Raw genomic sequence first — 11002 nt, 5'->3', positions numbered from 1 at the left:
GCACCGTCAGCCCCGCGGCGAAAAGACTTCTCCAGCGCCCGCGCATACGCTAAAATGAACCGGCGTTGTTCTGAATCGTCGCTTCCAGCGTATCATAGCTGGACACGGCGGTATCCAGAAACCGGGCGTACGACTCGATGATCTGCTTCTGGGTTTCAAACTGCGCCGCAAACTGATTGAAACGCTGGCGGATCGCCTCCGAGCCGTCGCTCTGCCACACCATCGCCAAATCGTTCATCTGTTTCTTCGCTTCGATCAATGCGCTGTAAATTTGCTCGTTGCAGACGCGAATTGCGCCGGAAGTATCCTTAACTCCCGCTAATGAAATCTTCAAGTTATCCATTTTCAATTCCTCCCTTTAATTGACCAGCCGGCTGGCCTGCGCCGCCAGTTCTTCCTGCATCTGCCGGTAGCTTCGCGCCGAGGCTTTTAAGAATTCGCTGTACTGCTGCATCAGCAGCTCGACCCTTCGGAAATCATCCTGATAGCCCTGGATCTGCGTTGTAAACGCCAGATTGTCCCGGCCGATCCAGGTGTTCGCCGCCATCAGCTCTACCCGCTCGTACAGCCGTGCGACCGCCCTTTCCACCTCCTGCCGCAGCTGTTCGATCTGTCCGGCACACGCTTCCAGCCGGGTTGGTTCCACCGCAATCGTTCTCATTGTGTTCTCCTTTCTGCACGCCCCTAGTATTAATATTGCGGTTTTTTCGAAAAAGCCTTCCAAAAAAAGGAATAAAGTTGAAAAAAAACAAAAAAAATCCTGTCCGATTCATTTCAGACAGGATTTCCGGTTAAGCTTTGTGATTGATTTGCGAAATAATCGAGTCGATCCGCTCTCCTTTTTCCAGCGAATCGTCGAGCTTGAAAATCAAATCCGGAACCTTGCGGATCGAAAGCCGTTTGCCCAGCTCCGAGCGGATAAAACCCTTTGCCCGGTTGAGTGCCTTCAGACCTGCTTGCTTGCGTTCTTCCTTGCCTAAGAAAGAAACGTAAATCGTAGCGTAGGAGTAGTCGTTGGTCACCTGCACGTCAGTAATCGTGACGAATCCGACGGACGGATCCTTCAGGGAAAACTGAATGATATCCGTGACGTCTTTGAGGATGATCTGCGCTACCCGTTCTTGTTTGACAGACATGAGCGTCCCTCCTGTTTCTTCAGGAAAAGCGTTTCCTTAATTCTGAGGAACCTCCTGATCGGCGTAGGCCTCAATCAGGTCGCCTTCCTTAATGTCGTTAAAATTCATGATCGTTAAGCCGCATTCATAACCGTTGGTGACTTCCTTGGCGTCGTTCTGGAAACGCTTCAGCGAGCCCAGCTGGCCGTCGTAAACGACGATACCCTGACGGATTAAACGCACCTTGCAGTCCTTGACCAGCTTGCCGTCGGTCACCATGCAGCCGGCGATCGTGCCGATCTTGGAAACCTTGAAGGTCTGACGGACTTCCGCCTGTCCGATGACGACTTCCTCGTACACCGGCGCCAAAAGGCCCTTCATCGCCAGTTCCATTTCCTCCATGGCTTTGTAGATGATGTTGTGCAGACGGATCTCGACGCCTTCTTCTTCCGCTTTTTTACGCACATTGGCGTCCGGGCGGACGTTGAAGCCGTAGATCACCGCTTTGGAAGCGCTCGCCAGCATGACGTCGGATTCGCTGATCGTCCCGGCGGTCGAACGGATGACGTTGACCTTGACGCCCTGGACATCCAGCTTTTCCAGCGAGGACTTGACGGCTTCCGCCGAGCCCTGCACGTCAGCCTTGACGATAACCGGAATTTCCTGAACCTCGCCAGCTTCGATCTGACGCGCCAAATCGTCTAAGCTCATTGCGGAACTGCTCTTGCGTTCCTGCTCGATCTTGGTCTGGGAACGGCGTTCCGCAATCGCACGGGCCTGCTTTTCATTGTCGAAGACCTTGAACATATCGCCCGCTACCGGAACATCGTTTAAGCCGATGATCTCGACCGGCGTCGATGGCCTGGCTTCCTTGATTTCACGGCCGCGGTCGTCGGTCATCTTTCTGACCTTGCCGAAGCAGGCGCCGACAACGATGCAGTCGCCGGTGTGCAGCGTGCCGTTTTGAACCAGCAGCGTGACGACCGGTCCGCGGCCCTTATCGAGCTTCGCTTCAATAACCGTACCGGTCGCGTTGCGCTTCGGGTTGGCTTTCAGCTCGCGCATTTCCGCAACGACCTGAATCGTTTCCAGAATATCCTGGACGCCGTCACCCTGCTTCGCCGAACACTTGACGAAGATCGTATCGCCGCCCCATTCTTCCGGCAATAAGCCCAGATCGGCCATCTCGTTCATGACGCGGTCCGGGTTCGCCGCCGGCTTGTCCATCTTGTTGACGGCGACGATGATCGGAACGTCCGCTGCTTTGGCGTGGTCGACGGCTTCCTTGGTCTGCGGCATGACGCCGTCATCCGCGGCGACGACGATGATACAGATATCCGTCACCTTCGCCCCGCGGGCGCGCATTGCGGTAAACGCTTCGTGGCCCGGCGTATCCAAGAACGTGATCTTCTTGCCCTGGACGCTGACCTGATAGGCGCCGATATGCTGCGTGATGCCGCCGAATTCGCCCTCGACGACCCGCGTCTTGCGGATCGTGTCCAACAGCGTCGTTTTGCCGTGATCGACGTGCCCCATGATCGTAACGATCGCCGGGCGCTGCACGAGATTCTCCGGATTTTCTTCGACTTCGTCTTCCAGACTGTCCTGATCCACCGGAATTTCTTTCTTGACTTCCACGCCGTACTCCATGCAGACCAACTCAATCGTTTCGTCATCCATCGAGCTGTTGATCGTCACCATTTTACCCAGCATAAACAGCAGCTTGATGATATCGCTGGCATTGCGGTTCATCTTCTGCGCTAATTCCCCGACGGTAATTCCTTCCTCGTAGGTAATGCTGGTTACGGCTTCCATCTTCGGCCGTGGGTTATAGGAATTATTGGAATTGTTGGATCTGTGGTTATTCCGTCTTCCCGAGTTATTCCTTCTTTGTTGTTTAGCCAATACCTTCACCTCATTTCATAACTGCATCCTGAATAGACCGGGCCAGTCCCTCGTCCAGAACCGCACATGCGATCCGTCTGGGCTGGCCGAGCGCGGCCGACAGTTCTTCAGCCGTCCCCTCGACTATCCAGTCAACGCCGTAGAAACGGCATTTATCCTGAATCTTCTTCTGCGCGTTGCTACCGCAGTCCGCGCAGAGAAGAACCAGCTTCGCTTTGTTTTGACGGATTGCCGCCATCACGCTGTCCCCGGTTGCGACCTTGCGGGCGCGGGCAGCGATTCCCAACAATCCTGAAACCTTGTTATTCACCGAGAACCTCGCGGATTTTATCATAAACTTCTTCGGGGATCTCGCATTCCAGAGCGCGCTTCAGACTTTGCCGCTTGATCGCCAGCTCCAGCGCCGCCGCGTCCCTTTTCAGATACGCCCCGCGGCCGTTCAGCTTGCCGGTCAGGTCCACTTCCACCGTGCCCTGCGGCGTTTTCACAATCCGCAGCAGTTCTTTTTTCGGACACTGTTCCTGCGTTGCGACGCATTTGCGCATCGGTATTTTCTTCATCGTACTCCCTCCCGTCTTTCCGGTTTATTTTTCTTCGTCGTAGTATTCGTCGAATTCGTCGAAATCAATATCGTCCTCAATCCAGCTGTTCTGCGCTTCCAACTCTTCCTGACGGCGGATTTCCTCCAGCTCTTCCTCTGAATAGACTGGCTTGAATTCGTAGTCCTTATCCTTCTTCAGATCTTTCAGACGCAGCTTGCGGTCATCCTCGCGGACATTCTTGCGGCGGCGCAGCGGCGCTTTTTCTTCGGTATGCGCCGAAGACTGCGTCGGATCAGCCAGCCGTTCAAAGCGGGATACATATTCGCGGCGTTCGCGAACCTCACGCTTGGCGCGGACCGGTTCCTCTTTCTTGACAGACGATGCCGGTTTGACTTCCGGCTGCACTTCAACCGGTTTAACTTCCGGCTGAATTTCCGGCTTTGTCAGCATTTCTTCTTCCGCGGTCTCCGGTTCCGGTTCGACTTCCGCTTCCGCCTGCGGCGTTTCAACGGCCGCTTCCTGGACAACTTCCGTTTCCGCAGAAACTTCCGGTGTTTCGACCGCAGCTTCTGATTCGGCATCCGGCTCTGTTTCAACTTCCTGAACGCCAGCCTCTTCCAGCTGCTTGGCGATCCGCTGTTCTGCCAGCCGCTTCTGTTCCTCAGCGGCAAACTGCAGCATCATCGTCTTCCAGTCGATGCCCTGTTCCTCGATCTCGCCGGCCGTCTTGATATCGATCCGCATGCCGGTCAGCTTCACGGCCAGACGGGCGTTTTTGCCCTTCTTGCCGATCGCCAGCGACAGCTGGTTGTCCTCAACGACGACTAGCAGCGAACGCTTGTCCTCGGTTGGCAGCACCGCCAGAATCTGAGCCGGAGCCAGCGCGTTTTTAATCAGCTCGCTGATGTTGTCGCTCCACTCGAAGATATCAATTTTCTCACCCTTCAGCTCGTCGATGACGACCTGAACACGGCTGCCGCGCGGACCGATGCAGGCGCCGATCGCATCGACGTCCGGATTGTTCGACCAGACGGCCATCTTCGTCCGTTCCCCGGCTTCACGGGCAATCGCCTTGATCTCGACGACACCCTGATAGATTTCCGGAACTTCCTTTTCAAACAGACGCTTGACCAGCTTCGCGTCGGAACGGGAAACCAGCACCTGCGCACCCTTGGTATCCTTGTTGCATTCGGTGATGACGACACGAATGCTCTGACCTTCGACATAGCGTTCGCCCGGGATCTGAGCGGCGCGCGGCATCAGCGCCATCGTCTTTCCCAGATTGACGACGACAAACTTCTCCTCGACCGACTCGATCATGCCGGTGACCATTTCGTCCAGCTGATCGATGTATTCATCATAAACCGCCTGCTTCTCCGCCTCACGGATTTTCTGCTTCATGACGTTTTTTGCCAGCAGCGCGGCGGCCCGGCCGATCTGGCTGATATCCACTTCGCGGTCGACTAAATCGCCCAGCTGATAACCTTTATCCTTGACCTCGGCCAGCGCGATCTCCAGCTCCTCGTCCTCGACTTCCTCAACGACGGTATATTGCTGGTACACATGAATCTGACCGTTGGCTTCGTTGATGTCGACGCGGACCAGCACGTCCGGGATGTCGATGTGTTTGCGATAGGCTTTGGCTAAAGCCTCCTGCAGCGCGGCGATGACGATTTCCTTGGTGATCTTGCGGTCATCCTCGATCGTCTGCATCGCCTTCAAAAATTCTTTGAAATTCATTGCGATTTCTCCTCCAAGTCCTTACAATTTCACAGCCAGGCGGATCTTTTCAATCTGATCCAGTTCCACCTGAGCCTTGCGGGTTACAGCTTTATCGCGATAGCTAAGGGTCAGGGTGGTTTCGTTCATTTCCAGCAGATCGCCGGTGATTTCCATCATCGACTTGACCGGGCTTTTTAACCGGACAAAGACATGCTTACCCAAAGCGCCGCGGATTTCTTCCTCATTGCGCAGTTCGCGTTCCGCGCCGGGCGAGCACACCTCCAGAAAGTATTCAAAGCTGATCCAATCGTCATGGGCATCCAGAGCTTCGGAAATTTTCTCCGAGACTAAGGCGCAGGTATCGATGTCCATAGATCCGTCAGCTCTCATCACTGCGATCTGAAGAATCCGGGATTTCTTTTCGTTCACCCATTTCAGATCGTAAAGCTGAATGCCAAGGGAGTCCAGGACAGGCAGAATCAACGTCTTGATGTTTTCCAACTGTTCCATTTTTCTCTCCTTATAACATGAATGAAGGAGTGGCTTTCACCACTCCTGCTGTTTCTTTATGCACTCTTACTATACACAGAATTGGCGTAAAAATCAAGCGTTTTCTGAACTTCGGCCCCGCTTTTCAGACGTTTTTCTCACAGTTTTTTCTCTTCATCGACTTTACGGCGGAATTTCAGCAGTCCCAGATACCGCAAAACAGCCAGACTCCAATGCAGCCGGGCGCCGATGCAGAAGACGACGAGAAAAACGATCACCAGCGTTTGTTCCGGCAGAAAGAGCTTCAGAATCGTAAACACCAGGATGAACAGGATCAGTGCCGCAACTGGAAACAGCTGCATCAGCGAAGCCGCAAACGGCTCCATTTCAATGCGGTAATGACAGTGCGGACAGTCGAATTCCCGGACTTCATTGAGCTGCGAAGCCGGAATTTCTTCGTGGCAGACAGGACATTCGATTTTCATAACGACCGCTTCCTTTTTGAGAACAGATTCTCCCGCCTCTATTATAACAGGAAAATCCGCCCGCAGGCGGATGATTTCCCAGATTTGATTCAAATGAGTTATTTTGTATTGCAGCCGGGCTTTTTCCAGTTTCCAATTAAAACAGACTCAGCTGGTTCTCTTCCTGCATGCCTTCCAGCGTGCCCAGCACCTCGAGCTTGCGCATCAGCGTTTGGGAGAGCTGGGTACGGTTTAATAAATCTTCTTTGGATAAGAACTCACCCTGTTGGCGGGCTTCTACGATCGACTTGGCGACGTTGGCGCCCAGACCGTCGACTGTCGTAAACGGCGGGATGATCGTCTTGAGATCGTCCGGCAGCACGCGGAATTCCGTCGCCAGGGATTTGTCGATATCAATGTTGGAAAAGCGGTAGCCGCGGGCGTACATCTCCAGACAGGCCTCGAACATCGAGTACAGATCTTCGTCTTTCTTGGTGACCTGACGCTTGGTTTCCGGATTCGATTTCATCGCCTGAATCTCGTCCATCCGCCGCTTGATCGCGTCCATGCCCTTGACCATCGTTTCGATTTCATAGGCATCGCAGCGCAGCGTGAAGAACGCGACATAGTACCAGTAGGGATGATGGACCTTAAACCACGCGATGCGGATCGCCATCATGACGTACGCGACGGCGTGGGCTTTCGGGAACAGATACTTGATCTTTAAGCAGCTGTCGATATACCATTGCGGAATGTTGTTTTCCTTCATCAATTCGATCCATTCCGGTTTTAAGCCCTTGCCCTTTCGGACGCTTTCCATGATGAAGAATGAATCTTTCTTCGGCATTCCCTTTTCAATCAGATAGGTCATGATGTCGTCACGGCAGCCGATGACGTCATGCAGCGTCAGCCCGCCGTCGATCAGATCCTTGGCGTTGTTCAGCCAGACGTCGGTGCCATGGGACAGACCGGAAATTCGCAGCAGTTCGGAGAATGTGCTCGGACGGGTCAGCTCCAGAATACCGCGGACAAACTTCGTGCCGAATTCCGGCAGGCCGACCGCCCCGGTCGCCTCGCTGTACACCCGCGGATCGGCTTTCAGCGCGTCGACGGAATTGAAGATCGACATCGTTTCCGGATCGTTCATCGGAATCGTCGTCGGATCGATCCCGGAGATGTTCTGCAGCAGGCGCATCGCCGTCGGATCGACGTGGCCGAGGATATCAAATTTCAAGACGTTGTCATGGATATCATGGAAATCGAAGTGCGTCGTTTTCCATTCGGAATCCGGGTTATTGGCCGGATACTGAACCGGCGTAAAGTCATAGACGTCCATGGAGCTCGGGATGACGATGATGCCGCCGGGATGCTGACCGGTCGTCCGCTTGACGCCTTCGCATCCGTTGGCTAAGCGCAGCCGCTGCGCCTGGCGCATGTTTTCCAGACCCATTTCCTCCGCATAGCCGCTGACATAGCCGAACGCCGTCTTCTGGGCGACCGTGCCGATCGTCCCGGCGCGGAATACGTGATCCTCGCCGAAAACCGTTTTCGTGAAGGCATGCGCCTTATCCTGATATTCGCCCGAGAAGTTCAAGTCGATATCCGGAACCTTATCGCCTTCAAAGCCCAGGAAGGTTTCAAACGCGATGTCATGGCCGTTGACAATCATCTCCGCGCCGCATTTCGGGCATTTCTTCGCCGGCAGGTCAAAGCCGGACTTCACCGAGCCGTCGGTGATGAATTCGGAGTGCTGGCAGTCCGGGCAGACGTAGTGCGGGATCAGCGGATTGACCTCGGTGATTCCCGACATCGTCGCGACAAAGGAGGAGCCGACCGAGCCTCGCGAGCCGACCAGATAGCCGTCTTCATTGGACTTTTTGACCAGCAGATGGGAAATGTAGTAAATAACCGCGAAGCCGTTACCGATAATTGAGTTCAGCTCACGCTCCAGCCGTTTTTCCACGATTTCCGGCAGCACTTCGCCATAGGTTTTATGCGCGTTCTCATAACAGATCGTTTTCAGCTTCTCTTCGGAACCTTCGATGACTGGCGTATACAGCTTGTCATGTACTGGCAGCACCTTTTCCACCTGATCGGCGATCGCGTTGGGGGCTTCGACGACCAGCTCATAGGCCAGCTGCCGATCCTCAACCCAGTCGAACGCCTGAAGCATCTGATTGGTCGTTAAGAAATGCTGATCCGGCGTTACGGTGCGGGAGCGCCGTTCCTTATCATAGATATACAAAGGATGTCGGACGCCGCCGATCCCCTGCGTCTGGATGTAGATATCGCGCAGGATTTTTTCTTCCTTTTTGCAATAGTGGACGTCGCCGGTCGCAACGACCGGTTTGTTCAGCTTCTTCGCCGTCCGGATTATCCGCATCAGCACCTGCTTCAGCCGATCGGTATCCGGCAGGGAATGAGATTCAACCAGCGGCCGGTAATTCTCCAGCGGCTGGATTTCGATGTAATCGTAAAAAGCGATCGCCGCTTCAAGATCCTGCTGGTTGCGGTTAGCTGCCAGCTCGAACACCTCGCCGTTGTAGCAGGCCGAGCCGATCAGCAGATTCTCGCGCAGCTCCTGGATGCATCGCCGCAAAATCCGCGGTTCAGCCAGAAATTCTTCGCCGCTGCTTTTGGAATTGGCTTTGCCGAAGACCGCCAGATAATCGGTATTGGACAGCGTAACCAGCTTGAACAGATCCTTCAGTCCGGCCTGATTCTTGGCGATCACGTTGACATGACGCTTCATGACTTTGACAAACGCTTTTTCATCCTGCAGATTCTGCAGATCGGCGACAGTCTGCGCGCCGCGGTCCTTGCATTCCTTGATCATCAACATGAACACGCTGGCCAGCACGTCGGCATCGTAATCCGCGCGGTGCGCGACTTCTTCGTCGTAGGTAATCCGGTAATGGCGGGCGATGTTGCCCAGACGGTAACTGCGGCGGTCGGAATGCAGCGCACGCGCCAAATCCAGCGTATCGACGACCGGATTGGTCAGCGGCGCCATGCCGATGCGTTTGAGTTCTTCGTTGAGAAAGTTGTAGTCAAAGGTCGCATTGTGGGCGACCAGCACTTTATCGCCGATGAAATCAACCAGCTCCTGTGCCACCTCGGCAAACGGTTTGGCCTGGGCGACGTCTTCGTTGGTAATGTTGGTCTTTTCTGAAATAAAGGCGTTGATCGGCACCGGCGGCTTGACGAACAGCTGTTTGGTTTCCTTGATCTCGCCCCGTTCGATCACGACCGCGCCGAATTCGATGATGTGATCAAAGCTGCAGGATAAGCCGGTGGTTTCCAGGTCATAGATGACATACGCCGTATCGCTCAGCGAATCGGCGCGCGGATTGCGGATGATCGTCAAAAACTCGTCGACCATGTTCATTTCAACGCCGTAGAGAATTTTAAATTCGCGGTCCTTGTTGCCCTTGAGCAGCTTGGCGGCGCAGCTCTGCGCCTTCGGGAATGCCTGGCAGGCCATGTGATCCGTGATCGCGATCGCGCGGTGCCCCCATTTAAACGCCTGCGTCACCAATTCCTCGACTTCGCAAACGCCGTCCATTTCCGATTTATTCGTGTGACAGTGCAGCTCGACGCGCTTGACGTCGGCCGTATCCTGTTCCTCTTCCTTCTTTTCCAGCTTGACGATGTCGTCCGGGAAAAACACCAGCTCCTTGGCAAAGGAATCATAGCGGACTGAACCATACACCCGCACGTCGTCCCCGACACCGACCTCGTTCAGCTTTTCCTTCGGACAGCGGGCGCTCTCAAACCGCTTGCAGGTAATCGCGTCGTCGTTATCCTTGACATAAAGCGTCTGAATCTCGTTGCCGGTCTTTTTGATCGTCACTGAATCTTTTTCAAAAATCGTGCCGGTAAACTGGACATTCTGAATTTCGTCGTTGATTTCCTTCAATGTCAGCACGGTATAATCTTCCATCTTCGTGCGGCGGGAGCGATAGCTCGGCTTATCCGCAGAAAACGCCGGCTTGGCCTGCGGCTTCGGGGCTTCCTTGGGCATCTTGACCTCGATCTGGGTGAAGCTGGCCGCGCGGCAGGAAAACTCAAAATCATAGCTGATCCCTGCGTTCTGCATGAAGTGATCGAGTTCTTCCCGACAGGCCGTCGCCTGCTGCTTCAGCGTTTCGTCGGCAAACAGACAATCGACAATCTGATCCCTGACCGTTGGGATCGCGTCTTTCAACCCCTGACCAAAACGTGAGTGCTCGCTGAAATATTTACAATATTTCAACATTTCGCCAGAATCAAGATCACAGACGTCCGCGCTGATCCGCAGCTCAACCGGACAGCCGATCAGCTTGATCAGACCGTCGTTAAAGCACTGCAGCTGTTCCAGCGGCAGCGTCCGCGGCAGCTGAAGCTCCAGCACAACCTTTTTTTTCGCGGTAATAAATTTACAATGCGTGATTTTTCCCTGTTCAAAATAAGCGCTGTCCAGTCCTTCGAACTGAACCTTGCTTAGCGTTTCTTTTAATTCGATTGTTCCCATTGGCGCATCTCCATCCTGTTCCTGGGTATCATTCTACCATTTTTCATCCTGAAATAGAATTGAAAATATCTTTCATCCGCTTGTCAGACAAGTGAAAAGAAACCGGCGTTGGCCGCAAACCACCTCAGGAATAAACGAGATGGACAACCTTAACCAAGGCTTTTTCGCAGGTGTAACAGCGATGACCGGCTTTTCAAAAGCAAAAAAACCGGCGCCTTTTTCAGCGAACCGGTTCTTTACATAATTAAAAGT

General features: G+C 54.0%; 10 protein-coding genes. All 10 read right to left on the bottom strand.

Going from position 1 to position 11002, the window contains the following annotated elements; genetic code table 11:
* Window positions 1–49: 49 nt before the first annotated feature.
* The 10 genes from I2D94_RS08950 to I2D94_RS08905 all read right to left on the bottom strand — a co-directional run bounded on the left by I2D94_RS08950 (window position 50) and on the right by I2D94_RS08905 (window position 10750).
* Window positions 50–343: a pore-forming ESAT-6 family protein gene (locus tag I2D94_RS08950; RefSeq protein WP_006059095.1), complete on the bottom strand. Its 294-nt coding sequence runs from the start codon at window positions 341–343 to the stop codon at window positions 50–52.
* Window positions 344–358: 15 nt separating this feature from the next.
* Window positions 359–661 (bottom strand): WXG100 family type VII secretion target, encoded by a 303-nt coding sequence (locus I2D94_RS08945; RefSeq protein WP_195396416.1) that lies wholly within the window; start codon window positions 659–661, stop codon window positions 359–361.
* Window positions 662–791: 130 nt separating this feature from the next.
* Complete coding sequence (gene rbfA / locus I2D94_RS08940) at window positions 792–1136, bottom strand: 30S ribosome-binding factor RbfA (RefSeq protein ID WP_072684277.1); 345 nt, start codon at window positions 1134–1136, stop codon at window positions 792–794.
* A 36-nt stretch (window positions 1137–1172) separates the two neighbouring features.
* On the bottom strand, window positions 1173–3020 hold the full coding sequence (gene infB, locus I2D94_RS08935) for a translation initiation factor IF-2 (protein ID WP_072684276.1): 1848 nt from the start codon (window positions 3018–3020) through the stop codon (window positions 1173–1175).
* Window positions 3021–3030: 10 nt separating this feature from the next.
* A complete protein-coding gene (locus I2D94_RS08930) occupies window positions 3031–3330 on the bottom strand; it encodes a ribosomal L7Ae/L30e/S12e/Gadd45 family protein (protein ID WP_195396414.1) in 300 nt (99 codons plus the stop codon).
* Window positions 3323–3580: an RNase P modulator RnpM gene (gene rnpM / locus I2D94_RS08925; protein ID WP_006059090.1), complete on the bottom strand. Its 258-nt coding sequence runs from the start codon at window positions 3578–3580 to the stop codon at window positions 3323–3325. The genes I2D94_RS08930 and rnpM overlap by 8 nt, the downstream gene beginning before the upstream one ends.
* 24 nt (window positions 3581–3604) lie before the next feature.
* Window positions 3605–5302, bottom strand: a complete 1698-nt coding sequence (gene nusA / locus I2D94_RS08920) for a transcription termination factor NusA (RefSeq protein WP_195396412.1) — start codon at window positions 5300–5302, stop codon at window positions 3605–3607.
* A gap of 21 nt (window positions 5303–5323) precedes the next feature.
* Window positions 5324–5794, bottom strand: coding sequence for a ribosome maturation factor RimP (rimP, locus tag I2D94_RS08915; protein ID WP_020223702.1), 471 nt, complete (start codon window positions 5792–5794; stop codon window positions 5324–5326).
* A gap of 137 nt (window positions 5795–5931) precedes the next feature.
* Window positions 5932–6258 (bottom strand): hypothetical protein, encoded by a 327-nt coding sequence (locus I2D94_RS08910; RefSeq protein ID WP_072684273.1) that lies wholly within the window; start codon window positions 6256–6258, stop codon window positions 5932–5934.
* Window positions 6259–6394: 136 nt separating this feature from the next.
* Complete coding sequence (locus tag I2D94_RS08905) at window positions 6395–10750, bottom strand: PolC-type DNA polymerase III (RefSeq protein ID WP_229056823.1); 4356 nt, start codon at window positions 10748–10750, stop codon at window positions 6395–6397.
* Window positions 10751–11002 lie beyond the last annotated feature (252 nt).

Origin of the sequence: Holdemania sp. 1001302B_160321_E10 (assembly GCF_015552275.1) — a bacterium.
In the GTDB taxonomy this organism is placed as follows: Bacteria; Bacillota_I; Bacilli_A; order Erysipelotrichales; family Erysipelotrichaceae; genus Holdemania.
Note: the sequence above shows the minus strand (reverse complement) of the source record. Positions and strands in the feature narration are given on the sequence as shown.

Coding starts and splice junctions, on each gene's coding strand:
- rnpM (WP_006059090.1), bottom strand. CDS start 3,580: ATGAAGAAAATACCGATGCGCAAATGCGTCGCAACGCAGGAACAGTGT.
- rbfA (WP_072684277.1), bottom strand. CDS start 1,136: ATGTCTGTCAAACAAGAACGGGTAGCGCAGATCATCCTCAAAGACGTC.
- I2D94_RS08905 (WP_229056823.1), bottom strand. CDS start 10,750: ATGGGAACAATCGAATTAAAAGAAACGCTAAGCAAGGTTCAGTTCGAA.
- I2D94_RS08950 (WP_006059095.1), bottom strand. CDS start 343: ATGGATAACTTGAAGATTTCATTAGCGGGAGTTAAGGATACTTCCGGC.
- I2D94_RS08910 (WP_072684273.1), bottom strand. CDS start 6,258: ATGAAAATCGAATGTCCTGTCTGCCACGAAGAAATTCCGGCTTCGCAG.
- rimP (WP_020223702.1), bottom strand. CDS start 5,794: ATGGAACAGTTGGAAAACATCAAGACGTTGATTCTGCCTGTCCTGGAC.
- I2D94_RS08945 (WP_195396416.1), bottom strand. CDS start 661: ATGAGAACGATTGCGGTGGAACCAACCCGGCTGGAAGCGTGTGCCGGA.
- nusA (WP_195396412.1), bottom strand. CDS start 5,302: ATGAATTTCAAAGAATTTTTGAAGGCGATGCAGACGATCGAGGATGAC.